General features: G+C 70.1%; 22 protein-coding genes and 5 pseudogenes. 13 read left to right on the forward strand and 14 right to left on the reverse strand.

All coding sequences use genetic code 11. The features are described 5' to 3' along the window. Window positions 1–184 precede the first annotated feature (184 nt). Window positions 185–976, reverse strand: coding sequence for a hypothetical protein (locus tag ABZY11_RS17105; RefSeq protein ID WP_356479890.1), 792 nt, complete (start codon window positions 974–976; stop codon window positions 185–187). Between the two features lie 110 nt (window positions 977–1,086). On the opposite strand from ABZY11_RS17105, the gene ABZY11_RS17110 reads away from it, so the two are divergent. Next, entirely contained in the window at window positions 1,087–1,728 is a 642-nt protein-coding gene (locus ABZY11_RS17110; protein WP_356479891.1) for an AAA family ATPase, read from the forward strand. Between the two features lie 66 nt (window positions 1,729–1,794). On the opposite strand, the gene ABZY11_RS17115 is transcribed toward ABZY11_RS17110, so the two are convergent. Genes ABZY11_RS17115 through ABZY11_RS17125 form a run of 3 tightly spaced genes read right to left on the reverse strand, consistent with a single transcriptional unit; the run spans window position 1,795 to window position 4,327 of the window. Beyond that, window positions 1,795–2,457 carry a helicase associated domain-containing protein gene (locus tag ABZY11_RS17115; protein WP_356479892.1) on the reverse strand — a complete coding sequence of 221 codons (663 nt, stop codon included), beginning with the start codon at window positions 2,455–2,457 and terminating at the stop codon, window positions 1,795–1,797. A gap of 17 nt (window positions 2,458–2,474) precedes the next feature. After that, window positions 2,475–2,864: a helicase associated domain-containing protein gene (locus tag ABZY11_RS17120; RefSeq protein WP_356479893.1), complete on the reverse strand. Its 390-nt coding sequence runs from the start codon at window positions 2,862–2,864 to the stop codon at window positions 2,475–2,477. A gap of 17 nt (window positions 2,865–2,881) precedes the next feature. Then, window positions 2,882–4,327 carry an MFS transporter gene (locus ABZY11_RS17125; RefSeq protein ID WP_356479894.1) on the reverse strand — a complete coding sequence of 482 codons (1,446 nt, stop codon included), beginning with the start codon at window positions 4,325–4,327 and terminating at the stop codon, window positions 2,882–2,884. 180 nt (window positions 4,328–4,507) lie between these two features. On the opposite strand from ABZY11_RS17125, the pseudogene ABZY11_RS17130 reads away from it, so the two are divergent. The 3 genes and pseudogenes from ABZY11_RS17130 to ABZY11_RS17140 form a co-directional block, all read left to right on the forward strand. Then, window positions 4,508–4,810: pseudogene (locus ABZY11_RS17130) on the forward strand (helix-turn-helix transcriptional regulator); the annotation flags it as partial. 97 nt (window positions 4,811–4,907) lie between these two features. Continuing rightward, a complete protein-coding gene (locus ABZY11_RS17135) occupies window positions 4,908–5,321 on the forward strand; it encodes a hypothetical protein (RefSeq protein ID WP_356479895.1) in 414 nt (137 codons plus the stop codon). A gap of 221 nt (window positions 5,322–5,542) precedes the next feature. Further along, window positions 5,543–6,214: pseudogene (locus ABZY11_RS17140) on the forward strand (IS6 family transposase). 40 nt (window positions 6,215–6,254) lie between these two features. Here the strand turns inward: ABZY11_RS17140 and ABZY11_RS17145 are convergent. Further along, window positions 6,255–6,377: pseudogene (locus ABZY11_RS17145) on the reverse strand (thioredoxin-disulfide reductase); the annotation flags it as partial. Between the two features lie 30 nt (window positions 6,378–6,407). Between ABZY11_RS17145 and ABZY11_RS17150 the strand changes: the two are divergent. Next, window positions 6,408–6,772: pseudogene (locus ABZY11_RS17150) on the forward strand (flavoprotein); the annotation flags it as partial. A gap of 268 nt (window positions 6,773–7,040) precedes the next feature. Here the strand turns inward: ABZY11_RS17150 and ABZY11_RS17155 are convergent. Further along, window positions 7,041–7,583: a GNAT family N-acetyltransferase gene (locus ABZY11_RS17155; RefSeq protein ID WP_356479896.1), complete on the reverse strand. Its 543-nt coding sequence runs from the start codon at window positions 7,581–7,583 to the stop codon at window positions 7,041–7,043. A 44-nt stretch (window positions 7,584–7,627) separates the two neighbouring features. After that, window positions 7,628–8,707 carry a cation diffusion facilitator family transporter gene (locus tag ABZY11_RS17160; RefSeq protein ID WP_356479916.1) on the reverse strand — a complete coding sequence of 360 codons (1,080 nt, stop codon included), beginning with the start codon at window positions 8,705–8,707 and terminating at the stop codon, window positions 7,628–7,630. A gap of 83 nt (window positions 8,708–8,790) precedes the next feature. Here ABZY11_RS17160 and ABZY11_RS17165 point away from each other — a divergent pair, with 83 nt between their 5' ends. Beyond that, entirely contained in the window at window positions 8,791–9,150 is a 360-nt protein-coding gene (locus ABZY11_RS17165; RefSeq protein ID WP_317860415.1) for a metalloregulator ArsR/SmtB family transcription factor, read from the forward strand. Between the two features lie 28 nt (window positions 9,151–9,178). Beyond that, window positions 9,179–9,256, forward strand: a pseudogene (locus tag ABZY11_RS17170) (DinB family protein); the annotation flags it as partial. A 121-nt stretch (window positions 9,257–9,377) separates the two neighbouring features. On the opposite strand, the gene ABZY11_RS17175 reads toward ABZY11_RS17170, so the two are convergent. Continuing rightward, entirely contained in the window at window positions 9,378–9,842 is a 465-nt protein-coding gene (locus ABZY11_RS17175) for a MarR family winged helix-turn-helix transcriptional regulator (RefSeq protein WP_356479897.1), read from the reverse strand. A gap of 57 nt (window positions 9,843–9,899) precedes the next feature. Between ABZY11_RS17175 and ABZY11_RS17180 the strand changes: the two genes are divergently transcribed. The 5 genes from ABZY11_RS17180 to ABZY11_RS17200 all read left to right on the forward strand — a co-directional run bounded on the left by ABZY11_RS17180 (window position 9,900) and on the right by ABZY11_RS17200 (window position 16,860). Further along, on the forward strand, window positions 9,900–10,766 hold the full coding sequence (locus ABZY11_RS17180; RefSeq protein WP_356479898.1) for an SDR family NAD(P)-dependent oxidoreductase: 867 nt from the start codon (window positions 9,900–9,902) through the stop codon (window positions 10,764–10,766). A gap of 170 nt (window positions 10,767–10,936) precedes the next feature. Beyond that, entirely contained in the window at window positions 10,937–13,171 is a 2,235-nt protein-coding gene (locus tag ABZY11_RS17185) for an MMPL family transporter (RefSeq protein ID WP_356479899.1), read from the forward strand. Window positions 13,172–13,368: 197 nt separating this feature from the next. Further along, entirely contained in the window at window positions 13,369–14,688 is a 1,320-nt protein-coding gene (locus ABZY11_RS17190) for a histidine kinase (RefSeq protein ID WP_356479900.1), read from the forward strand. Beyond that, the gene (locus ABZY11_RS17195) at window positions 14,685–15,362 is read left to right on the forward strand and encodes a response regulator transcription factor (RefSeq protein WP_356479901.1); all 678 of its coding nucleotides are present in this window, start codon (window positions 14,685–14,687) and stop codon (window positions 15,360–15,362) included. Before ABZY11_RS17190 ends, ABZY11_RS17195 begins: the two co-directional genes overlap by 4 nt. A 220-nt stretch (window positions 15,363–15,582) precedes the next feature. Further along, window positions 15,583–16,860 (forward strand): metallophosphoesterase, encoded by a 1,278-nt coding sequence (locus ABZY11_RS17200; protein WP_356479902.1) that lies wholly within the window; start codon window positions 15,583–15,585, stop codon window positions 16,858–16,860. A gap of 340 nt (window positions 16,861–17,200) precedes the next feature. On the opposite strand, the gene ABZY11_RS17205 is transcribed toward ABZY11_RS17200, so the two are convergent. The 4 genes from ABZY11_RS17205 to ABZY11_RS17220 all read right to left on the reverse strand — a co-directional run bounded on the left by ABZY11_RS17205 (window position 17,201) and on the right by ABZY11_RS17220 (window position 21,240). Next, window positions 17,201–17,839: a hypothetical protein gene (locus tag ABZY11_RS17205; protein ID WP_356479903.1), complete on the reverse strand. Its 639-nt coding sequence runs from the start codon at window positions 17,837–17,839 to the stop codon at window positions 17,201–17,203. Beyond that, the gene (locus ABZY11_RS17210) at window positions 17,836–19,452 is read right to left on the reverse strand and encodes a tyrosine-type recombinase/integrase (RefSeq protein ID WP_356479917.1); all 1,617 of its coding nucleotides are present in this window, start codon (window positions 19,450–19,452) and stop codon (window positions 17,836–17,838) included. The genes ABZY11_RS17205 and ABZY11_RS17210 overlap by 4 nt, the downstream gene beginning before the upstream one ends. A 137-nt stretch (window positions 19,453–19,589) precedes the next feature. Next, window positions 19,590–20,387 (reverse strand): hypothetical protein, encoded by a 798-nt coding sequence (locus ABZY11_RS17215; RefSeq protein ID WP_356479904.1) that lies wholly within the window; start codon window positions 20,385–20,387, stop codon window positions 19,590–19,592. A gap of 40 nt (window positions 20,388–20,427) precedes the next feature. Next, complete coding sequence (locus ABZY11_RS17220) at window positions 20,428–21,240, reverse strand: tyrosine-type recombinase/integrase (protein WP_356479918.1); 813 nt, start codon at window positions 21,238–21,240, stop codon at window positions 20,428–20,430. A gap of 529 nt (window positions 21,241–21,769) precedes the next feature. Here ABZY11_RS17220 and ABZY11_RS17225 point away from each other — a divergent pair. After that, window positions 21,770–22,180: a DUF4158 domain-containing protein gene (locus ABZY11_RS17225; protein WP_356479905.1), complete on the forward strand. Its 411-nt coding sequence runs from the start codon at window positions 21,770–21,772 to the stop codon at window positions 22,178–22,180. A gap of 665 nt (window positions 22,181–22,845) precedes the next feature. Here ABZY11_RS17225 and ABZY11_RS17230 read toward each other — a convergent pair. Together ABZY11_RS17230 and ABZY11_RS17235 are read right to left on the reverse strand one after the other, a co-directional pair. Beyond that, window positions 22,846–23,739, reverse strand: coding sequence for an NAD(P)-binding domain-containing protein (locus ABZY11_RS17230; protein WP_356479906.1), 894 nt, complete (start codon window positions 23,737–23,739; stop codon window positions 22,846–22,848). Window positions 23,740–23,789: 50 nt separating this feature from the next. After that, complete coding sequence (locus ABZY11_RS17235) at window positions 23,790–24,935, reverse strand: FAD-dependent monooxygenase (protein WP_356479907.1); 1,146 nt, start codon at window positions 24,933–24,935, stop codon at window positions 23,790–23,792. Between the last annotated feature and the right edge of the window lie 62 nt (window positions 24,936–24,997).

Raw genomic sequence — 24,997 nt, forward strand, 5'->3', positions numbered from 1 at the left:
GGGAGCCGTCACGATGCCCGAGGCGGCATCCGCGACAGCCCTCACGCGGCTCGTCAACCGGCGAAGCACGGGCCGGGTTCCCCATGGACGGCGGGCGGTGGTCACCCTCTCAGCCGCCCGCTCGGCCGAGGTCAGCGAGAACACGGCCCGGCTGGACGCGCCGCTCACCCGTAATGTCCACCCTTCAAGACAACGAACTCCTGTACATCACAGGCCCGCTCGGCCTACAGCAAGTCCAGTCGCGCACCCGCGGATTCCTGGAGGCGGGCGGTACCGCCACAGACGCGGGCCTCAACGTCCTGCACGCCTTCGGCACCGCCCTCCACGCGCGTGGAGCCCCCAGGGCAGCGCGGGCTGCCCGCGGGGCACTGCTTCTGGACCCGATTTCGGTGGTGTTCAGTCCACGAGCACGGGCTGCCGGTCGTCGGACGAGCGACAGGCCACGTTCAACCTGATCAACGCGCACCTGCGCCGGACTGGCGTCCCTTCGACACCGAGCCGCCTCCCCAGTGGGGCTGTCTTCCCCCGACCGCAGGAGGGCCAGGAAGTAGGCGAGGACGCCGGATACCTCCTTACTGTAGTCAGCTCCCGTGGTACGCGCGTGACGCTGGATGTCCCCGATGATCGTGTACGCCTCGCCGGGGAAGCACCGGATGTACCAGTCGAGCGTCTTGGCCACTGACGGCGTCAGGTTGAGGTGCCACCACTTCGCGGGAGCCTCGCTGTCCCCGCTGTCCTCGTCGTCGGTGAACATCTCGACGGACTCGGCGAAGTCGTACAGCACCGCGGCCCGCACGGTACGCCCGAGGTGTTCGGCGGGGACGATCTGGTCGAGGCTGGCCCCCACCGACCAGGCGAGCTCGCCCGCGATCTGGGTGACGGACTCCTTGTTGCGGTGCCGCAGCACCCACCGCTTGCGCACGTCGGGCCGGTCGAACAGCGTGTGCTGAAAGTCGGTGGTGAACCGGTCGCGCACCTCGGCCGCGCCGAGCTCCCAGCGGTGACCGCGGCGCCGAGGCGGGCTCGTCCGGGTTTCCTGCGTCGGAGGGCCGCACTGTCGCTGATCGGGCCCGATACGTTGGTTGGATGGGAGCCTCTGTGCAGTATGACCGCCCTGGTCACGTGATCTTTCTCAACGGCACATCAAGTGCTGGTAAGACCACCTTGGCCCGCGCGATCCAGGAAGAAAGCGATGAGCCGTACCTGTACTGGGGCATCGATACGCTGTTCTCGATGGTGCCGGAGAAATGGGCCGGCGCCCGCGGCGGGCACTTGAGCTTCGAAGGGTTCCGCTACGACCGGTCGGAGCATGACGAGGACGGCCGTCAGCTGATCAGCATCCGGTACGGCGACGTCGGCCGCCGGATGCTTGCCGCCGCCTGTGCGTCGGTCGCCAAGCTGGCGCTCAAGGGCTGCAACGTCGTGGTCGACGAGATGCTGCTGGATCCCGGTCTGCTGGAGGACTGGCTCCAGGCGCTCTCCGGCGTAGAGGTCTATCTCGTTGGGGTGTACTGCCCGGTCGATGTGCTGGAGGAGCGGGAGGCGGCACGGGGCAATCCGGCGGGCCTGGCGAGGGGGCACCTGCGGACGGTTCATGCCCATGAGGCCAGGTACGACCTCAAGGTCGATACCAGCAAGGTCCCCGCGCAAGAGCTGGCACGCAAGGTTCTTCGGGCTCGCTCGCTGGCTGTAGCAGCGGGGCACTACGGCGGCGGGCCGCCGCCATGACGGGCGGCGGCCCGCCATTTCTGGTGAACACTCCAGCCACCGAAGATCGCTAATTGCTGCTCAAACTCATCGACAAGTGGTGTTCCTCGAAGTGAACGAAGCCACGATGTGCTTGCGGGGCACTCTCAGGTGTCCTTCCCGGGCGTGGAACTGCCGGGCGGCAGCGAGATTCGCGGCCCACTTCGCATCCTGCCCCCGCAGCACCGGCCGCCCCGCCTCCTCCTTCGCGGCTGGCGTGAGTCCGAGGGTGTTCTCCAACAGCCACTGCTGCGCGGCCAGCAGCTGCGCCCACCCGTTCCGCTGCGCGGTCACCCACCGGCCGAGGCCTTCGCCCTGGACGACCACCGTCCCGGCGGTCGTCGGGACGGTGGCGACGGCCTGGATGTGGTTGTGCACGAGCCGGTAGCAGCGCTGCCATGTGGTGTCCCATACCGGGCACCACCCGGGATCGATCGCGTCCAGCTCATCCCGCCGCGCCTCGGTCATCGCTCCGGCCGCTGAAGGGACGGGGCGGCTGGCCGCGCGCAGCTCCTCGTTCTCCCGCGCCTTACGGGCCGCCGCCCTCGCGTTCTTCGCCCACACCCCGATCGGATGCCCTTCCCACGTCGCGGTCGTCGGGGGGAGGAAGTGCCCATGGGCGGCGGCGTACTCCCTGGCGACGGCGATCCCGTCCGCCCAGGCCGCGTCCTGCTCGGACCACACCATCCCGAGCTTTTCGAGCTCGGTCACCCGCCCGGCCTCCAGCGTCAGGCGCGTCGCTGGTCGGCGATCCACTGCCCGAGCGGATACCCGCCGACCCCGCCCCAGTCCTCCGGTGTGACGGCCGTGTACGGCACCCGCAGCACGGTGTTCCCGGTCTCGCGCAGCCACCGTCCGGCCGCCTCGATCCCGCGCCGCCAGTAGGCGCCTTCCGGGTCGATGACCCGCAGCCGAACGAACTGCGCCGCCGCCCCGGGGGCGCGTTCCTCGCTGAACCGCAGTACCCCGCCGCCCCGCTCACCCGCACGCCTGTGGTGAGTCTGCGGACGTACGTTCCCGTCTCCGGTGTTCGTACCGTCGGGGGTGTCGCGTCGTTGATCACACGAAGTCCGACCCGACGACCAGGGCTCATGAGACACCCAGGCCGTGAAGAACACCTGCACATCCACATGCGTCAGGCCGCTCCGGGCTGTGCGATACGGGCGGCCAGGAAGGCGAATGCCAGTGCCAGGGCGGCCTGCACGGTCACGGCGACGGCGAAACCGTGGGGCAGTCCGGCGGCGGGACCGTCCGCCGTTGCGGCGGCCACGGCGTGGAAGACGCCTCCCAGGAGCGCCACGCCCAGGCCGAGACCGAGCTGCTGCAACGTGGTGAAGAGCCCACCGGCGACACCCGCCGCCCACGTCGGTGTGCGGGACAGGACCGTGCGGAGGACCGGCCCGTACATCAGGGCCTGAGTGACACCGAGCACGATCAGGAGCGGCTGCAGGGCCGACGGGGACCCACCGTGGGTGCCGTTCACGGTGAGGGCGAGGCCCAGGAGCACAGCCGCTTGCCCGATGGCCGCACCCGTCATCGTCCAGCGTCCGGTGCGGCGTTCCACGGCCGGCAGGGCGAGGGCGGTGACGACGAACGCCGCGCCGAACCCGAGCAGCAGCACGACGGCGCCCCAGGCGTCCACGCCGAACGCGCCCTGGGAGAGCGCCGAGAACTCGTACAGGAAGGCCCCGTAACCGGTGAAGAACAGCAGCGTCATGATTAGGCCCTGGCGTACGGCCGGGGTGCGCAGCACGCTCGGCGGTACAACAGGCAGTTCGTCGCGGCGTTCCGCGGCGCGTTGCGAGCGGGCGAAGACGGCGAGCACCGCACCGCCTGCGGCCAGCATCGCGAGCACCGGGGCAGGACCGCCCGCGGAGGTGCCGAGCGTCAGGGGCACCACGACGAGGAGCAGGCCCGTGCCGAGGAGCGCGGCCCCGCGCAGATCGAGCGCGAGCGGTGCCGTCGAGCGCGACTCGGGCACGGTGCGCAGGGCGAACAGCGCGGCCGCTCCTATCGTCCCGGTGAGCATCTGGACGAGCCGCCAGCCCCAGTGGTCACCGGCGGCCTGGGCCACGGCGCCCGCGAGGAGCTGTCCGGTGACGGTCGCGATGCCGCTGACGGCGGCGAACAGTGTGACGCCCAGCGCCCGCAGCTTCTCGGGCGCCGTGGACTGGATGGTGGACAGGATCTGCGGGGTGAACAGGCCCGCGGCGATGCCCAGTACGGCGCGCAGCGCGACGAGTGTGACCAGGTTCGGTGCGAGTGCGGCGAGGACGGAGGCCACGCCGAACGCGCCGACGCCGGCAGCGAGCAGCCGGCGCCGTCCGAACCGGTCGCCCAGGCGCCCCGCGACGACGAGGGTCGCGGCGAACGCCGTGGTGTACGCGGACAGCACGAGCTGCCCGCCCGACACGGTCACGCCGAAGTCATCGGTGATCGCGGGTTCGAGCAGGTTGACCGACCCGAACGTCATGTTCACGGGCAGGTAGGCGACGAGCAGGACGGCGAGGCCGGCGCCGGTGAGGGCGCGCGCCGGGTGCGGCGCCACAGTGTGCGCAGTGGGAACGGTCTGTGTGGTCATGACCACGACCCTGCGCCCCTCGTCATCCTGGTACCAGGAGCCCAGCTATAGGGGTACCAGTACTACCTGGATCCACCGGCCCCGAGCCATGACACTGGGGTGGTGACCTCTTCGACACCCGACCGCAGCACCCTCGGCGCCTTCCTACGCGCCCGCCGCGCCCGCGTCACCCCCGGTGAGGTGGGCCTGCCCGCAGGCGGCCGGCGCCGTACACCCGGTCTGCGGCGCGAGGAAGTCGCACAGCTCGCCGGCGTCGGGGTCACCTGGTACACGTGGCTCGAACAGGGGCGGGCCAAGAACGCGTCCGACCAGGTACTGAACGCGGTGGCGCGCGTCCTGCGCCTGGATGCCGCCGAGCACCGCCACCTGATGGTACTCGCGGGCCGCGGCACGGCCACCGAGCCAGGACCGCCCATGGACCTGCGCCCCGAGCACACCGCCGTCCTGGCCAAGCTGCTGCCGTACCCGGCCGCCGTGCAGACTGACTGCTACGACCTGGTCGCGGCCAATCGCACCTACCGGTACCTGTTCGCCGACCTGGACGCGTACCCCGGTCGAGGAACGCAACTGCGCCTGGCTGATGTTCACCGAACCGAGCTGGCGCAACAGCCTGGTCGACGAGGACAGCGTCCTTCGCGAAATCACCGCGAAGCTCCGCACCCGCCAGCCGGAACACCGCGACGACCCCCGCTGGAACGCGCTGATCACCCGGCTGCGCCAGGAGTCGCCGGACTTCGTACGGCACTGGGAGTCGTACGAAATCGTGGGCGACCGCACCCAGCTGCGCCGCTACCAGTCACCGCGCGTCGGCGCCCTCGACGTCCAGTTCCAGAGCCTGTGGCTGGACCGGGTGCGGGGCGAGCGGATCATCGTCATGACGCCCACCGACGTCGCCACCGCCCAGCGTCTGGAACGCCTCGACTCGCTGGTCGGCGCCGCACCGGCGTGGACCTCCCGCAGCGACTCCGCCGACGGTTCCGCCGCAGGGGCCTGAGGACCGGCCCGGGGCCTGAGAGCTGCACCCCGACGCCGTACGTCCTATCCGCGAGGTGTTCGATCGTTTCGGTGTCGTGTGCCCACAGCGCCCCGAGGACCTTCGCGAGGGCACTGTCACGTTGGCTGACCGGGTGGGATGATCTTCGGGTTGATCACGGTGGAGGGGTTGTCCGTGGGCAGTACGCCGCCGTCGTACAAGGGGCACCGGTACCGGTCGAGGTGATCTGCCACTGCGTGTGGCTGTACTTCCGCTTCCCGTTGTCATTCCGTGAGGTGGAGGAGCTGATGCTGCAGCGCGGCGTCATCGTGTCCTACGAGACGATCCGCCGGTGGTGTCTGAAGTTCGGGCAGCCCTACGCCAACGCGCTGCGCCGCCGATGTCCCCGCCCCGGCGACAAGTGGCACCTGGACGAGGTCTTCATCACGATCAACGGCTAGCAGAAGTACCTCTGGCGCGCGGTCGACCAGGACGGCAACGTGCTGGACATCCTCGTCCAGAACCGGCGCAACAAGGCCGCGGCCAGGCGCTTCTTCCGTCGGCTCCTCAAAGGAATCGGGGCCGTGCCGAGGGTGATCGTCACGGACAGGCTCCGTTCCTGCACAGCGGCCCACCGCGAGGTGATGCCCTCGGTCGAGCACCGCTCCCACAAAGGCCTGAACAACCGGGCCGAGAACTCCCACCAGCCAACGAGGCAGCGCGAACGCGCCATGAAAGGCTTCCGCAGCGTCGGAGGCGCTCAGAGATTCCTGTCCGCGTTCAGCGGCATCTCACCCCACTTCCGGCCACGCCGGCACCGGAGGACCGCCACCGAACACCACACCGAGATGACCACCCGCTTCGTGATCCGGGACCAGATCACCGGCGCCACCGCCCCGCCCACCGCAGCGTGACCCAGGCCCCTGCCCAACCCCCACACGCCCTGACGCGCCCTCAACCGATCAACACCCCACCAACGTGACAACGCCAGGTGAGGTAGCGCTCGGTGTCGAGGGCGGCGGCGGTGCCGACGGCGGTGATGGCCTGGCGGTAGGTGCGGTCGACGACATCGCCGGCCGGGTTCGTACGGGTGGAACCAGCACCCCCTGCGGGACCATCCACCCGCACGGGGTGATGAAGGGGCTCTCCCACCCGGAGTAGGGCGTGTACCTGGTCGGTATGAAGCCCTACGGCCGCGCCCCCACCTTCCTCGCTCTCACCGGCTGCGAGCAGGTCCGCGCCGTCGCCGCCCCCTTGCCGATGACCACGAAGCCGCCGAACGCGTCGAACTCGTCCTGCCCGAGACAGGCGTCTGCTGCGGCGTGGGACTCTTCGACCAGCCCGACACCGACCAGGCGACCGAGGACGGCTGCTGTGCCCCGGCCACCGCCCCGCAGCTGGTCCAGCTCGGCACCATGGCTGCTGCACCCACGGCCAACGAGCAGTCCACGGGCGGTTGCTGCGGCCCGTGACCGACCTCAACACCCGCAGACGGGCCGTGACCGGAGCAGGGGGCCGGTCGCGGCCCCGCGCCGCCTTGCCACGCTCTGCCTGACGCGGATCACCAGCCGAAGGGACAAGACCACGGCCTATACCTCTCTGCGGCCAGTCCAGCAGGCGGAAGAGTTCAGGACCCGGTCCCTCAGCACATCACGGACTCTGCGTGTTCATCCGGATGCGGCCGAGTGCTTTCGTGTACCCCGACACCAGATGGTCTGTGCCGGGGTGGGTGCCTGGGGGTTACAGAGGGGTGAGGAGCATGAGGACCTCGTCGTGGTCCTTGCCGTCCGTGAGGCGGAGGGCGCCGGGCCAGCGGCCTGTCTCTTTCCAGCCCAGCCGCCCGTAGAAGGTTTCCAGGCCGATGCCGCCGCGAGCGGCGAGGTGGAGTTGTTCCAGGTTCATCTCGTCGCGGGCGATGCGGCGTACTTCGTTCATCAGGGCGGCGCCGATGCCCTGTCCTCGCATGGTGGTGCGGGTCTGGACGTGGTGGAGGGTGCCCCAGTAGGAGATGAGTGCCCAGGGGTCGCGGCGCAGGCTGAGCCATCCGGCGAGCTGTCCGCCGAGGTGGGCGGTCAGCAGGCGGCTGGTTCTCGTATCGAGGCTGTTGATGACGGTCTCCAGGGCGGAAGCGGCCTCGGCGGTCTCCACCGGCGGGAAGGGGAATCCGGCTGCGCCGCCCGCGTTGGTCACTTCCACCCAGCATTCGGTCAGGGCCTGCCGCAGGTCAGGGGTGACCTGGCCGGCAGAGGTGTACTGCGTGAAGACGGGGGCGGGGATGGTCACATGCTCTCCTTGTGGCTCGGAAAGTGGCGGATTGGCCGTTGGTGTCAGGCGGCAGTGTGGTGGGCCAGCAGGTGGTGCGGGTCGCGCTCGCCCGTGTCGGGCTCGACGTCGGTATGGATGACGGCGGCGGCCAGCTTCGGGACGGCGTGCAGGAGCGCGTGCTCGGCCTCGACCGCGATGTGGTGTCCGGCCCGGACGTTGAGGTGGCCGTCGATGACGATGTCCGCCTCTGCGCGCAGGCGGTGGCCGATCCAGCGCAGCCGCAGCCCGCCGACCTCCCGCACGCCGGGCACCTGGCGCAGAGCGGTCTCGGCCGCGTCGACGAGGGCGGGATCGACGGCGTCCATCACACGGCGGAAGATCTCCCGGGCCGCGTCGCGCAGGACCAGCAGGATCGCCGCGGTGATCAGCAGCCCGACTACGGGGTCGGCGAGCCGCCAGCCCAGTGCGGCGCCGCCGGCGCTGAGGAGCACGGCCAGCGAGGTGTATCCGTCGGTGCGGGCGTGCAGGCCGTCGGCGACCAGCGCGGCCGACCCGATCTGGCGGCCGACCCTGATGCGGTAGCGGGCGACCCACTCGTTCCCGATGAACCCGGTCACGGCCGCAGCCGCGACCACCCACAGGTGCTGCATCTCGCGCGGGTCGACCAGCCGGTCGATGGCAGTCCAGGCGGCGAAGACGGCGGAGGCGGCGATGGTGGCCACGATGACGATGCCCGCCAGATCCTCGGCGCGGCCGTATCCGTAGGTGAAGCGGCGGGTCGCGGCGCGGCGGCCCAGAAGGAAGGCGATGCCCAGCGGGACGGCGGTCAGCGCATCGGCGGCGTTGTGCACGGTGTCGCCCAGCAGTGCGACCGAACCGGAGATCACGACAATCACCGCCTGCGCGACGGCGGTGACGCCCAGGACGGCCAGGGAGACCCACAGCGCACGCATCCCCCGTGACGAGGACTCCAGCGCCGCGTCCAGTTTGTCGGCCGACTCGTGGGAGTGCGGCACCAGAAGATGCCCGGCCCGATGCCGCAGCCGGGCGAGCCGTCCGCCTTCCTGACCGTGCGCGAGGCCGTGAGGGTGGTGCCCGTCCTGGTGGTCGGGGTGGGGGTGGTGGCCGTGGTCGTGGCTCACGTGTTCCTCCTCGTGCGAGTGCGCGGGCAGGGCGAAGCCGCCCCCGGTGGACACGGGAGCAGCACAGCCTCCATTATGTGCGTATGAGCGCACGCACGCACCTATCAACTGCGCATGATGCGCACCCGCACAACCCCGGTGAGGAACAGTTCTCCCTCGCCGCCGAGATCCTCGCCCTCCTCGCCGACCGCACCCGACTCACCCTGCTGCACGCTCTCGCCCAGCAGGAAGCGGACGTCACCACACTGACCGAAGCATGCGGCGCCCAGCGCCCCGCCGTCAGCCAGCATCTGGCCCGCCTGCGACTGAGCGGCCTGGTCCGCACCCGCAAGGAAGGCCGCCGCGTCATCTACACCCTGGCCGACGGACACCTGCGCCGCGTTGTGGACGAAGCACTGAACCTGGCCGACCACCAGCTCACCAACCGGCCCGCGCACGACTGAAAACGCCGAGAGCTTTCCTCGATGTGGTCTGTTGCGCTGGCAGTTCGACCTGCCCTGGTCGTTGTTCGAGTACCACCTGGAGCGTCTGGAACCCAGGGACCTTCTGCGCACCGGAAACAGCCATTACCACAGCACAAGGCCCAGTTTTCCTACCGGTCTATGGGTTGACCCACTGGGGCGGATCTGGCTATCGCACAGCCTCCTCCAGGCGGGCTCTTCCGTGCGTGTCAGCCGGTCTTGCCGCCAGTGAGGGCGATCTCCAGGTGCGCGAGCAGCGTGTCGAGTGTGGCCAGCTGTTGTGGTTCGAGCCGGCCGAAGCACTGGCGAAGTACGTGCGTGCCCGCTTCTTCCGCGGCCCTTAGTGCCGTGCGGCCGATGTCGGTGATGGAGACGGTCTTGCGGCGGCGGTCCTCGGGGTCGCCGGTTCGGGCGACCATGCCGAGGCGCTCCAGGCCCTCCACGATCTGGGTGACGGAGCGCGGTGCTTGGCCGAGGGAGGCGGCCAGCTGCGCTTGGTGGAGCGCGCCGCAGCCGGCCAGTGCCTGAAGGACCTTGGTGCGGGACAGGGACAGGCCGGCGGTCGCCAGCATGTACTGGTCGACCTGTTCGCGCAGGCTGTAGGCAAGGGTCAGGAAGGACAGTCCCACCTGCTCCGGGGCGCTGCCCGCCGTTGTTGATTCGTGCTGCTCCATGGTTCGGGTATCCTCGCACAACATAATCATGAGGTACCTCATGAAAGGGGTTGTGGGATGGATCGTCCCGGCGCCGTGATCACCGGAGCCACCTCCGGACTGGGCCGCATCGCCGCCTTCGAGCTGGCCCGTCAGGGCTACCGCATCGGCGCCGTGGCCCGCTCCCGCAGCAAGGCGCAAGCCCTCGTCGCCGATCTGAGGGCGGTGACCGACGCGCCCGTCGACGTCTTCCACGCCGACCTCGGCCTGCTCTCCGACGCCCGCCGTGCGGGCGAGGAGATCGCCGCGCGTTACCCGCGCCTGGATGTCCTGGTCAACAACGCCGGCCTGCACGCCTTCGCGCAACGCGTCACCACCGAGGGCCTCGCGGAGATGACGGCGGTGAACTACCTAGGCCCGTTCGTCCTGACCGAGGCGCTGGTGGCGAAGCTCGGCGCCTCGGCGCCGGCCCGGATCGTCAACGTCGCCTCCGAAGCGGCCCAGCAGGCGAAGACGATCGCCCCGGTCGAGGATCTGCGGCGCACCGATCCCTACACCCGCCGGGAGTCGATGTCCCTGTACGGGCGTACCAAGCTGATGACCATCATGTGGACGCAGGAACTCGCCCGCCGCTTGGACGCGGACAAGGTCACCGTGAATTGCTGCGACCCCGGCTTCAATGCCACTGGCCTGGGCCGGGACCTGCCCGGCTCCGCCGTCCTGCAGCGGGTGCTGAACACCCTGAGGATCGGCGACCCCCGCAAGGGCGCCGGCATCATCGTGCGGCTCGCCACCGACCCGGCGCTCGCGGGCACCACCGGCGGCTACTTCTCCGCCCGCGACGCCCGCCCCTTGCAGTGCCCCGAGCCCGGCCGGGACCCGCACGTGCAGCGGGAGCTGTGGGACGCGACCGCGGCCCTTCTCGCCGCCCACCTGGCCGACTGAGACCCGGACGCCCGCCTCAAGGAGGACACCGCCCGGTACCGGGGTACCGCCCCGGGCGCGGATTCCTCCTCCAGTAGCTCTTTTCGGCTGCACCCGACTCCTACGTTCATGGACGGAGCCTGTCGGGCTCGCCCTCACACATCCGTTTTTCTCCTGGTGGGAGTAATTTCGTGGCCATCTTTCTCTACCGGCTCGGCCGGCTCGCCTTCCGGCGGCGCAGGCTGGTGCTGCTGGCGTGGATCGCGGTGCTCGTCGCCGCGGTCATCGGCGTCAGCAGCGTGTCGGGCAGTACGACGGACGAATTCACGCTTCCCGGAACCCAGTCGCAGCAGGCCATCGACCTGCTGGAGAAGGAGTTCCCGCAGGCTTCGGCCGACGGCGCCACGGCCCGTGTGGTCATCGAGGCTCCGGACGGGCAGAAGCTGACGTCCGCCGCGCACAAGCAGGAGGTGGAGTCTCTGGTCGCCGACCTGCGCAAGGCACCGCAGGTGGCGAACGTCTCCGACCCCTTCACCGGCGGCCTGGTCAGCTCCTCGGGCAGCATCGCCTACGCCCAGGTGACCTACGCCGTACCGCAGGCCGACATCACTCCCGCCGCGTCGGACGCCCTGCACCAGGTGGCGGACAAGGGCGAGAAGGCAAGCCTGAAGATCAGCCTCGGCGGCAACGCGGTGCTGGAGGAGGAGCAGAGCAACGCGGCCGAACTGATCGGTCTGCTGGTCGCCGCCTTCGTCCTGGTCATCACCTTCGGTTCACTGGTCGCGGCCGGACTGCCCCTGGTGTCCGCGATCGTCGGTGTCGGCATCGCCCTGTGTGCCATCATCGTCGCCTCGTCGTTCGTCGACATGGCCTCCAACGCGCAGACGCTGGCGCTCATGCTGGGTCTGGCGGTGGCCATCGACTACGCCCTGTTCATCGTCTCCCGCTACCGGACCGAGCTGCGTGAGGGGCACGCGCCCGAGGAAGCCGCCGGGCGCGCGCTGGGGACCGCGGGCTCGGCGGTGGTCTTCGCTGGTCTGACCGTCGTCATCGCGCTGGCCGGTCTGAGTGTCATCGGCATCGCGATGCTCACCACCATGGGCCTGGCCGCAGCCTTCGCCATCGCCGTCGCTGTGCTGGTCGCGCTTACCCTCCTGCCGGCCACGCTGGGCTTCACCGGTACCCGCGTGGCCGCCGACCGCCTCACCACACGCCGCGTGCGGGCCGAGCAGCACGGCCGGCGCGTCACGATGGGCGTTCGTTGGGGCCGCTTCGTCACCCGCCACCCCTGGAAGATGCTGCTGGCCTCGGTCGTCGGCCTGGGCGTGCTGGCCATCCCTGCGCTGTCACTGCGATTGACCCTGCCCGACGACAGCATGGCCGCCCCCGGCAGCACCCAGCGCGTGGCCTACGAAACGCTCAGCAAGGGCTTCGGGCCGGGCTTCAGCGGCCCGCTCACCATCGTCGTCGACGCACGGGACAGCGACGACGCGAAGACCGCGGCCGCGGACACCTCCGCCATGTTGGACGGCCTTGACGAGGTCGCCACCGTACGGCCCCCGGTCTTCAACGAGGCCGGTGACGTCGCCCTGATCACCGCGGTGCCGGGCAGCCCGCCCACCAGCCAGGAGACCGTCGATCTGGTCGCCGACATACGCGACCGCAGCAACGCGGTGGAGAAGGACGGCGGCACGCAGGTGATGGTGACCGGCACGACCGCGCTCAACATCGACGTCTCCGTCAAACTGGGCGAGGCGATGGTGCCCTACCTGGCCATCGTCGTCGGTCTCGCGCTGGTCCTGCTGCTCCTCGTGTTCCGCTCGGTCCTGATCCCGATCAAGGCTGCGGCCGGCTTCCTGCTCAGTGTCGTCGCCACCCTCGGCGTGCTGGTCGCCGTGTTCCAGTGGGGCTGGCTCAAGGACATCTTCGGCGTCGACGAGACCGCGCCCGTCGTCAGCCTGTTGCCCATCCTGCTGATCGGCGTGGTCTTCGGCCTAGCCATGGACTACGAGGTGTTCCTCGTCTCCGGGATGCGCGAGGCATACGTCCACGGCGCCAGCCCCACCGAGGCGATTGTCACCGGGTTCCGCCACGGCGCCCGCGTGGTCACCGCCGCCGCCATCATCATGATCTCGGTATTCGCCGGGTTCCTCCTCGACGACATCGCCCTGGTGAAATCCATCGGCATGGGCCTTGCCACCGCGGTCCTCTTCGACGCCTTTGTCATTCGCATGACACTCGTCCCCGCGGTGATGACCCTGCTCGGCGCACGGGCCTGGGCACTTCCCCACTGGCTCGACCGCCTCCTGCCCAACGTCGACGTGGAAGGCGAGAAGCTCCGCCAGGTACTGGCCGAACGCGACCGCCAGTCCCGCATCCCCGCGCAGAACGACCAGGAGCCGGCGGCACCCGCCCCCCTCGGGTAGGCACACCCCCGGCACGCCCCGACCCCGTCTGCCGGCCCCCCATCCCCCGAGGGGCGGCAGACGGTCCCCCCGGGGGCCCGGACAGCCACCGTGCACCGCCCAACAGCTGTCCGGGCCCCTTTGCCCCCCGCCCTCCGATTCACGTCCCCGAGGAACGGCGGGGGCCTGCCCGGACACCGAAAAGGCCTCAACCTGCCATGAGCGAGCCGACCACCCGAGAACCCGTACGCCGCACCTCGCCCCAGGCATCCCGGCTTCCGCGGTCACTGACCAGCGACCCCGACCACCGCGTCACCGTGTCGGTCATCAGCGGGCTGGCCGCATGGCGGATGCTCGACCACGACCACCCCCGGCTGCGGCTGTGGGCCGTGCCTGTCTTCTGCGCCGTCCTCGGACTGCCCTCCCTACTCAACCCGGCCAACCGCGCCCACCTGCCCAGCGAGATCATCCTCACCCTCGCCTACACGGCTCCTCTGCTGTGGCGCGAACGCCGTCCCGGCCTGGTGTTCGCGATCACCACAGCCGCCTCCGTCCTCGCGCTGCCGCTGAACGTCCTCAACGGCGCCGACGCAGCCCGGGTCGTCGCGCTCTACAACGTCGGCCGCTACGGCAGGCACCGTCAGCTGGTCATCGCCTGCATGGTCACCGCCGCCCAACTGGTCGTCTGGGTCGCGGCGTTCTGGGGAAGCGGCCAGTTGCAACACGCCAAGCGCCCGGAGATCGTCACGCTGCTGGCCATGCTCGCTGTCACGGCCTGCGCCGGACTGGCCCTCACCGGACGCCTGGCGAAGGCCTACATCGTGGCTCTGGAGACCGAGCGGGACCAGCAGACCCGCCTGGCCGCGGCCTGGGAACGCACCCGCGTCTCCCACGAGATGCACGACATCCTCGGCCACACCCTTGCCGTCATCATCGGCCTCGCCGACGGAGCGGCCGCCCTGGCCAGGTCCCGCTCGGAGAGATCCGCCGACACCCTCGACCTCATCGGTGACAGCGGCCGAGAGGCCCTCGCGGAACTGCGCCGCCTGCTCATCGTGGTCGACAACCCCGCGACGCAGCGGGACATCACCCCGCTGTCCCCGCAGCCAACCCTTCAGGATCTGCCCGCGCTGCTCCACCGCGTCCGCGCCGCCGGCCCCACCGTCGACCTGCACACCGACGGGGACCTGGCACCGCTCAGTCCCGGCCTCCAGCTCACTGTCTACCGCATCGTGCAGGAAGCCCTCACCAACACCCTCAAACATGCCGCGGCCGACACCACCGTGTCCGTCGACCTGCACAGGAACGAGGAGTCCTTACACGTCACGGTGGAGGACATGGGCCCGTCGCGCGCGGCGGACAGCGAACGGCACGGCAGGCACGACGGGCAGGGCCTGGTCGGCATGCGCCACCGCGCCGCCCTCTACCAGGGCCGCATCAGCGCCGGCCCGACCCGCGCCGGCGGCTGGCGCGTCCACACCGTCCTCAGCACCTCCCGCACCCTGCCCAGCGCCGTTACGGAGAAGCACCGCATATGACCACCGTCCTCATCGTCGACGACCAGACCCTGCAACGACTGGGTTTTCGGATGCTCCTCGAAGCACAGCCGGACATCTCGGTCGTCGGCGAAGCCTCCCAGGGCCAGGAGGCCGTCCGCCTGACCGCGGAACTCCGCCCGGACGTCGTCCTGATGGACGTCCGGATGCCCGGCGTCAACGGCATCGAAGCCACCCGGCGTATCGTCGAGTCCGGCGGCCGCTCGCGGGTCCTGGTCCTGACCACCTTCGACCTCGACGAGTACGCCTACGAGGCCCTGCGGGCCGGCGCGGCCGGCTTCTTCCTCAAAGACGCACGGCCCGAGGAACTCGTCGTCGGCATCCGGACAGTGGCGGCCGGCGACAGCGTCATCTCCCCGAGCCTGACACGCAGACTCATCGACGCCTTCACCACCTCGCACCCACAGCGGACGCCCGGCGCTCCTGTCCTCAGCCCCGAACAGCGACGCCAACTGGCCGCCCTGACCGAACGCGAACGCGAAGTCCTCGCCGCCATCGCCACGGGATGGTCCAACACTGAGATAGCCGCCCACCTCCATCTGGCCGAGTCGACGGTCAAATCCCATGTCAGCCGCATCCTGGCAAAGATCGATGTCCGCGACCGCGTACAGGCCGTCATCTTCGCCTACGACGTGGGCCTGGCCCGCCCCCAGTGAACCCCGCGCGAGCAGGCAGATGGACCCCAGACGCGGTCGTCCGACGCGGTCGTCCGACGCGGCCGTCCCTCCGGCCGGGCGCCGCCGACCCCCGACCAGCCGACCCCGACCGTTCGACAACTCTCCCGGAGCACCCCGCCGTCATGCACCGACACCTCGACGCCAGCACCCACGACGGGCGATCCGTCTCCAGTCCGTTCCCACCGGCTGAGGCAGCGGCGTGAGCACCCTCGCGCAGGAAGCCACCGTCGCCGCAGTGAGCATCGTCGCCTCAGCCGCCGCACACCGCTACCTCTACCTGAGGCTCGTCAACGACGTCACAGCGTCCGCCCGGCTGCGCCGCGCGGGCAGGGCCACGGCGGTCGTCCTCACAATCCTGGTCCCCACCGGTGTCCTCGCCGCCCAGTACGCGAACCCCACACGCATCGCATGGCTGGCCTGGCCGGCCTTCGCATGGGTCGCTCTGGCCGCCTACCTGCTGATGACGCTCGTCGCCCTGGAGATCCCTGCACGCCTCACGGCGCGTACACTGCGGCGTCGAACCGGATCCGGCCCCCTAATTCCCGCGCAGGCCCCTCCGGCGCCGGTCGTGCAGCAGAGCCACTCCGTCGCGGCTCCGGTCATGGGCGCCCCGAATCCCCGACCGGCCCAGGACGCACCGCGGATGATGGATCGCCGTCTCGTCCTGGCCCGCTCGGTCGCGCTGCTCGCCACCGGTACCGCCGTGGTCACCACCGGCTACGGCTTTCACCGCGGCCTGGGAGCACCTGATGTGAGAGTCGTGCCCGTGGCCCTGCGCCGACTACACCCCTCACTCGATGGCATGCGCATCACCATGGCCAGCGACCTCCACCTCGGGCCATTCTTCGGCCGAGCCCACACCGCACGCATGGTCCGCATGATCAACAACACGTCGCCCGACATCGTCGCCATCGTGGGCGACCTCTCCGACGGAACCGCCGACGACCTGGCCGCTCACGCCGAGCCGCTCACCCGGCTGTCCTCGACCCACGGCGCCTTCTTCGTCACGGGCAACCACGACTACCGCCACGATGTCGACGCCTGGATCGCCACACTCGCCGACTTCCGCGTCACCACCCTACGCAACACCCGAATACTGATCAAACATCGGGGCGGAGCCATCGACCTCGCAGGCGTCACCGACATCACAGGCGAGCAGAACCACGACACACCCGACTACGACAGGGCACTCGGCGACCGCGACGCCTCCCACCCCGTCGTCCTGCTCGCCCACCAACCCGTGCAGGTGCACGAAGCCGCCCGGCACAAAGTCGATCTCCAACTGTCCGGGCACACACACGGCGGAGCCTTCTTCCCCGGCAACCTGCTCGTGCCACTGACCCAACCCCTCACAGCGGGACTGGCCACCATCGACCACACACAGCTCTACGTCTCCCGCGGAGTCGGAGCATCCCTGCCACCCATCAGAGTCGGAGCACCACCTGACATCACAGTCATCGAATTGCGCAGGCAGTAACGCACGCGTGGCGTCGGCGATCAGGACCAGCACAGCCCGACCGTTCCGGCCCGGCTTCGGCAACCGTGCCGCCGGCACCGACAGCGCGGAAGCCGGAGCACGCATCACCTCGAAGAGGCCGTAACCAACACCCCTGACACGGCGTGCTCTCGTGTCACATCGTCCGCCCATGGACTTCGTCTGAGAGGCACCGGACCAGCGTGAACGCCGATGGCGTGTGCGCACCCCTGCCGGGAAGATCCCGTACCTGACCGTCCCCAGGTACGGCCTCCAGGTCGCGACGGTCTGACGGTCTGACGGTCTCACCCTGCCGGGACGTCCCGGCTTCTGCGTACACGGGCTACCCTGCGGGTGGTTCCGGAGCATCTGCGGCGATCAGCCGGCTGTTCTCGATCATCAGCCGCTGGTTGACGTTGCGGAGTGCCTGCATGGCGGTCTCTGCTTGGCGGCCGGCTGCGAGTGCTGCGTCTCGTTGCTCGCGCAGTTCCTCCATCTCCGTTTCGCGCAGCGATCGGGCGTTCAGGCCGTCGCGGAGGCGGGCGCCCAGGCTGTGGGCGCGTAGCGTGCGCAGCTCGTTCTGGACTTCGTGAAGGGTCTGTTGCAGGGCGGCGTTCTGTTCCAGGAGCATGCGGTTCTCGACTTCGAGGGCCGACTCCTTGCGGGCGGTCGCTGCTGCCGCCGCTCGCGGCCCGTCTTGGGCGAGGTGGGCGCGGACGGTCTCGGCTTCCGCTTTGAGATCGCGGTGGCGTTGAAGGTACTGCGGGTTGACGGCGGCCCGCCGGGTGATCTCCGCGTCGGAGAGGGCGTGGCGGCTCTTGCGCATCGCGGCCAGAACAGTGAGGACACGCTGTCGGCACTGTTCGCTGTCGGCACGGCGCCGCCTGACGGCGGCCGCCCTGCCGGCATCGAGGATTTCGACCCGAGCGGCGGGGATCGTCGCCTGGCCTGGCTGCTTGCGCGGGGCGGCCGGACGCGTCATCCCGTCGTCCTTTCCGCGATGATCGGGTCGACAGTCGGTTGGTCCAGACGCTGCCTTCCGGCCAGAACCGCCGCTACGGGGATGACGGTGAGGAACCGGTCCCTGGTGTGGAGCCAGGACTCCACCGTGGTCCGTTCCTCGTGGGTGAGAGAGCCGATGTCGGCTTCGCATTTGCCGACGAGTTCGTCGATCTGCTGGATTTCCTGGCGCAGCAGCTCCAGGTTCGCCGTGCTCAAGGGCCCCGCGGTGAGCACGTTGCCGTAGGCGCTCTCCAGCGCGGCGAGCTGCTCGGCCTTCCCGGCGCGTAGTTGGCGCAGCTCGGGCAGGTGGGTGAAGTCGGTGGTGTAGAAGGTGCAGGAGAAGCAGCGGTTGTACACCGGGCAGCCGTGCCCGTCGGCGCGGACGTTGTTCATCTCGTGGCAGCGTCCTGCGGGGACGGGCACCGAGCCGACGCCCGCGCGGATCCGGTCGGCAAGGTCGTCGTCGGGGTTGCGGGGGCGGACCCGGCCGCCGGTGAGGTCGAACTGGTACTTGGCGGCGATGGCGCGCACCGCTTCCACCCGCCGGGGGTGCGAGGGCCGGTAGTAGACCTGTGTGGTGGAGGGGTCCTGGTGGGCCATGAGGACTTGCAGGATGTCGAGCGGGACGCCGGAGTCGGCGCGGAGCTGGGCGTAGGTGTGCCGGAAGGCGTAGGGGAACATCCGTGCCGGGTCGAAGGGCTTGCCATGTTCGTCGGTCACGGCGAGCTGGTCGAGCCAGGTCTGAAGCCAGTAGCCGATCGTGCTGCTGTCGTAGGGCCGCTCGCCGAGCGCGTTGGCACGCGAGCGGCGGGGGGTGGGGAAGAGCACCATGCGGGTGGAGCGGGGCCGGCCGTCTTCGTGGAACAGGTGTGGGGATTCACGCCGCAGTTGGTCCTGCTGGCGGGTGATGACCTCGGCGTCGCTGGGATGGAGAGGGAGTTTGTGCCGTCGGCGGACCTTCTGCATCCAGTACGTGAGGAAGGGGTAGGACCGGCGGCGCACCGTCCCGTCCGGGTCTTCCACGTCGATGTCGTGCCACTGAAGGCAGTTGAATTCCAGGTGGCGGAGCTCCCAGGGCCGTCGGCCCACGCGCATGGCCAGTTCGACGCAGTTGCGGCGGTTCCCGGCTGGCAGCAGGGTGAGGTTGCGCTCGTCCATGAGCTGGAGGAAGACCTGTTCGGGCAGGGCGTCCTGGGAGCGGCCCTCCAGCTCGCTGGCCGTGTCGTCCCGTTCTGGGTACGGCGGCACGTCCATCTCCAGCAGATAGACGTCCGCAGCATGATTGTCCGCGAGCCATGCCCGGCCGTGGTCGAGGACCTCACGCAGACACTTCACCAGCTCGTAGTGGCGCACCGGGGTGACCAGCAACGGTCCCGCGGCTCGGCGGGACGGCAGGAGGCGCTCGGCGACGATCTGCCGTACCGGGTCATCGTCGTTGAGGAGCTGGTAGTCGCTGGTGTCGCGGGCGCGGTGCGTCAGCCAGCGCACGTAGGCGAGCATGCCGCTCCGGCCGACGTCGCCCGGTCTTCGGCCCTCGCCGGGCAGGGTGCGAAGGAACTTTGCGAACCACCGGGACGCGTAGCCGACGGTCATCAACCGTGCCGAGGAGGCGCCGGCGGCGGCGAGGTGGAGCAGGTGCTGCTGGGCGAGGTGCGTGACCCAGGGGGCGTGGACGTCCCGCAGATCCACGCTCCCGCCCTTGTAGCGGGGGTTGAGGATAGGCAGCCTGATCAGGGTCCGGGTGTGCTCGGTGGCCGGGTCGGCCTCCAGGAGCGGCAGGGTCCGCTGCCACAGCCGCAGATACGTCGTCTTTCGCGCCCTTGGCCGGCAGTTCCGCGGCGGCCAGGTCGTCGAACCGTGTGGTCGCACAGCCAGCGCACCGCCGACTTGACCTGTGCGGGGCTGATCCGGCCGCCCTGACGGAGCTGGGCCTCGTACCCGCGCAGCACCTGCACCACGACCGTCGGCACAAGATCGGTGAGTGGGACCACGCCGACGGACGTGTAGATGGCGGCTGCCGTCAGCGCCCACGCCTCGCGGTCGGGTTTCGCCGCGTTGGACCACTGCTTCTGGTGAGGCAGACACAGCCGGCTCCGCCGCACCACGGCCATGCGCGGGCACACGCGGACCAGGCACTTCCCGAAGCCCGGACGAGGGTCGCGGCCTCGGGCGAGGTACTCCTCGACGGTCAGCCGGAGCCCCCGACGCTCGGAGGCGCAGCTCTTGCACAGGCCGCTGACCTCCGCGGCACGGTCGCAGCCCACCCGGCACCGGTGCTCGGCGTAGGTGCGGCGGGCGAGCGGGACGGGCGTGCTCGCGCACCAGCTGTCGATGTCGCCGGGGGCGCCGGCCTCCCGCCAGTCGGACGCGCAGCGATGGCACAACCACGGCCAGCTCGTGGCCGGCCGGTCGCATCCGGTGTGCCAGCAGCGGCGCAGCGAGTGCCAGTTGGCGCCCAGGGGGAAGCACAGCTGGAGCGGAGAGTGGCCAAGGCCGTGCTGAGCCAGGTAGTCCCAGTCCGGTTCCACCCGGCCGCTGGAACTGGAGCGGGCAGAGGTGCAGAAGTCGTCATCCCGGTCCGAAGATCTTGTCGTTCACGGCCTGGGCGGCGCGGGCGACCCGGGCGTCGGAAGGGTTGCGGTACACGTTCTGGCTGGCCACGTCACGGTGGCCGAGCAGGCGCTGGAGGACGTCGCACGCGACGTCGAGGTCGGCGGCGGTCTCGCCGAAGGTATGCCGCAGCATGTGCGGATGGATGTGCCGGATGCCGGCGTCCCTGGCGAGATCCGACACAAGGTCCTGAACCCGCCGCGTGCCGAGGACCTGCCCGCCCGGCTCTCCCGTCGGACCCGGGAACGACACGAAGGCCCAAACGGCGTTGCCCGCCCCGGGGATGGTGAGGCGTTCGCGCATCCAGTCGGCGTAGAGCATCACCACGGGTTGGGGCACGGGAACGACGACGGTGCCGCGGTTCTTGTTCGCCGCCCCGCGCGGGTGACCGTCACGCTTCTCCAAGTGCAGGTGGGGGCCCAGGCTGTAGGGACAGCCCGGGGCGGTACTGCCGACAGGGACGAGGTGCATGTCCTCGCGGAGCAGGCTGACGACCTGGCCGACGCGCAGCGCGCACGCGCCGAGCAGGGCGACCATGCAGCGGTCGCGGGCGGTCTTCGTGGCGCGCAGGAGTGCGGCGAACTCCTCGTGGCTGGCGGCCGGTGCCCAGCCGGAAGCGTGGCTCGGCCGCGGATCGACGCGGATGCGTGGCTCCAGGACGAGTTTTCCTGTCGCCGGGTGCGGAGCGGTGACGAACAGGGTGTCGACCGCCTTCGCGCTGATCCGGCGGAGGTCGGCCAGGTGGAGGTAGAAGCCGTGGATTGCCGCCAGCGCGGGGGGCGAGCGTGGAGTCCTGTGGAAGCTGCCCTTGGCTGCGGCCGGTCGTCAGCCGGGGCGTGGTCCTCAGCTTCATCAGGTAGTGCGAGAGTTCGGCGGCCGCGCGCTCCCGCGACAGGTCGTGTTCGTCGCACCAGGCGTGGAAGCGCTTGAGGTGACCTGCGTACGTCTTCGTGGTCGATTCCGCGCGGGCCCGGCCGAAGCGCAGGTGGCAGAGGAAGCCGTCTACGTCCTCGACGACCGTCAAGGTGGGCCCGGCAAGGAACCGTCCAGTAGGCCAGTGCGTCAGTGACCTCGACCCGCAGGATCTCAGCGGTGGGTCTGTCCACAGCGAACACAAGCGGAATGTAGCAGCTCAATCACTCAGCGGAGTAACCGGTGTGGGGGGCTACGCGAGTGCATCAAGGAGCAGATAGACGATTCGCCTCACTGGATCGCCTGCCGGCGAACGGTACGAGTCAGTCGATACTCAAAGACGGTTCACAGAAAGGCCCGGTTCCCGGAGGACGCTGGGGAGATCCCGGTGCCGGCGGTGTCGTACGTGGCCCAGCAGGTGCAGGTGGCCGCGGAGGAGTGGGCCGCGTACGACTGGGCGGGGCGGGCGATCAAGCGGCACCGGGTGGAGATCCGGGGAGCGTTCGGCTTCCGTGAGTGCACCGAGGAGGACCAGGTCCAGCTCGCCGAGTGGCTGGCGGTCGAGCTGTGCGGGGTGGAGCTGAACCGGGACCGGCTGGCGGAGGCGGTGGTGGCCCGCTGCCGCAAGGACCGGTTGGAGCCGCCGACTCCGGGGCGTATCGCCCGGCTGGTGGGCTCGGCGGTCAGCACCTTCGAGGAGCGGTTCTGCGCGGCTACCGTGGGCCGGTTGTCGGCGGCGACGCGGTCCCGGCTGGACGACCTGATCGCCGAGGACGTCGGCCGGAGCCGGGGGAACTGAACGGTTCCGATCGTCCTTCGTCATGCGGCACGGCTCCCATCCGCGACTGTCCGGCCTTCGTCCATGACGAGGTTGTCGTCGTGCACCACGAAGTCTCCTCCTCGACCTCCGCAGCCGCGAACCCCGCGTCGGCGAGGGATGTCAGCAGGGTGTCCAGTTGCGCGCGAGCAGCAGCACGACCGACCGGTCGACAGCACTGTGTGACAAAGCGCTCGTGGCGGCTCCCGCTGGGTGGACGGCGGGCATTGCGGGAGGCTTGCGCTTCGTGCCGCTCGCACAGCGGAGCATCGATTGGCCCGGCGTCTTTGTTGGCGGAACGGGGGGTGAATGGGGAACCGGTGGCCCCGTACATGGCTGCCCCTCTCCCCCCGCCGGGCTCCAACGGCGCTTTCGGCGGCCCTGCATCCGACGACCGCTCATCCGCAGTCGTGGGTTCAGCCCGCAGGCCACCGCTCCGTAGATCATCAGACATAGCCGGCACAGTAGACGGCCCCACTGACAATGCCCCCGGCTTTCCTCGCCGCCGGGAAAGCCCTTCGTGCCCGCCGCGCTCGCGCGGGCTTCGGCCATGCTTGGACGGAGGTCCACAACCCGGCCGGCGAACGAAGGCGCGCTCAAGCGATCAGCACATCACTACCGGTCAGGAGCCGCTGGTGGCTGTTCAGTTACGGCGAGGGGTGGCGAAGCTGTTCGGTGATCGCTGCGTAGCTGTTGTTGCCGTGTCCCTTGGCTACTGCCCGTTCGGCCAGGGTCGTGAGGAGCTGGGGTAGCTCGGTGTTGATGTCGGCGGCGTGGCTTTCGTGGAGGAGGTGCTTCATTCCGGTCAGGTTCGTGTTGACGGTGGATTCGGTGGCCGGGTAGGTGCCGTCGTCGATCTGCTGGGCATAGCCGGGCACCCAGTCGGCTACGGTTTCGATGCCCGTCTTGGCGAGGCGGGCGAATGCGGTCGCGGGGATTCCCGCCTTGCCGAGCAGGGCAGCGCCGTGCAGGAAGCCGTTGAGAGTGCTCCACACCAAACTGAGTGCGGCCGCGTCGAACAGGGACGGCAGGCCATGGTCTGCGCCGACGTACACGGAGCTGCCGAGACTGCTGAGTGCCTGTTGGTGCCGGTCGAATGCGGTGGTTGGCCCGCTGTAGAGGACGGTGGCATTCGCGGTGCCGATGGCCGGGGGTACGGCCATGATCGCGCCGTCGAGGTACACGGCGCCTTGGTGCGTCACCCACTGGGCCGTCTCACGGGCCGCTTGTGAGGTGCCCGAGGTCAGGTTGACCAGGGTGCGGCCGGACAGGTCCCGGCTCACGGGTTCGAGGATGTCACGCACGGTGTCGTAGTCGGAGACACAAATGACCACGAGCGGGCCGGCCGTGACGGCGTCACGGACGGTCCAGGCGAGCTGCGCGCCCTGCGCGGCAAGGGGTTCGGCCTTGGCGCGGGTGCGGTTCCATACGGTGGTGGGGTGGCCTCGGCCCAGGAAGGCCGCGGCGAGGGCCTGGCCCATCAGGCCCAGACCGAGGACCGAGAGAGGGACACGGCCGGTGTCGGTATCGAGGTCGCGCATCTTGTGCTCGCTTCCGGTGAATCGGCGCGGGTGGAGGGGTGCCTGGGGGGTCAGCTCGTGGTCTCGGGCAGCCGCCAGGCGGCGCGCAGCTGGCGCACCAGGACGGAGGCGGGGGTCAGGCGGACGAGGGTGTTGCGTACCCGGGTGCGTGTGGGGGTACTCCAGTGAGCGATGCGTCCGAGCTGGTGGGCGGCCTTGACGACGGCGTTGGCCCTGGGCCGGCGGAAGCGTTCGTAGCGGCGCAGGGCGTCGGGGGTGGGGCCGTGCTCGGTGATCAGGTCGGTGAGGGCGAGAGCGTCCTCGATGGCCTGGCACGCGCCCTGACCCAGATTGGGGGTCATGGGGTGGGCGGCGTCGCCGAGCAGGGTGGTGCGGCCCCGGCCCCACTGCGTGACCGGCGGGCGATCACGGATGTCGTCGCGTCGGACGGCGCTGAGAGGGGTGTCCCTGACGGCCTGGCGGACATAGTCGGGGAACTCGGCCGTGGCCCGGGTGAGCGCGGCACGGACATCGCTGTCCTTGCCGTCGGCGGGGCCGTTGGCGCACAGGAACCAGTACAAACGGTCACCGTCAATCACGCATCCGCCGAAGCGGCGGCCCGCTCCCCATATCTCTCCGATCCAGTCGCTGGGCAGGGGGTTGGCGTCGGTGACGCCGCGCCAGCAGTAGTAGCCGCTGTAGCTGGGTGCCTGGGCGCCCAGCAGCGCGGTTCGGACGGTGGAGCGCAGGCCGTCCGCACCGACCAGCACGGAGCCGCGTACTTCTTGCCCGTTGGCGAGGGTGACGGTGGCCTGATCGGGGTCGGCAGCGGTGACGGCCGAGGCGAGCCGCAGCTCGCTGGTGCCGAGCTGGCCGACCAGTGCCTGGTGGATGGTGGCGCGGTGCAGGCCCAGGGCGGGTGCGCCGATCTCCGCCAGCAGGGCGTCGGCCTGAGCGGGGCTCGGCTGCAGCAACACGCGGCCGCGAGTGTCGTAGACGGCGGCCGTGGACAGCCGCGCGCCGGCGGCTTCGAAGGGCGCGGCCAGGCCCAGACGGCGTAGTGCCATGAGCGCGTTGGGCTGCACGGTCAGGCCGGCTCCGACTGGGGCGAGCTGTTCGGCCTGTTCCAGGACGACGGCCGGGATGCCGCGGTCGGCGAGTCCGGCGGCGAGGGTGAGTCCGCCGATGCCTGCTCCGGCGATGAGTACGGGGTCCATGAAGTGCCTTCTTTTTGGGTTCTTGCCAGGTTCTGGAGCCGTCTTGCGGCAGATTCCGCCCC

This window comes from Streptomyces sp. NPDC006510 (genome assembly GCF_040611955.1).
Taxonomy (GTDB): domain Bacteria; phylum Actinomycetota; class Actinomycetes; order Streptomycetales; family Streptomycetaceae; genus Streptomyces.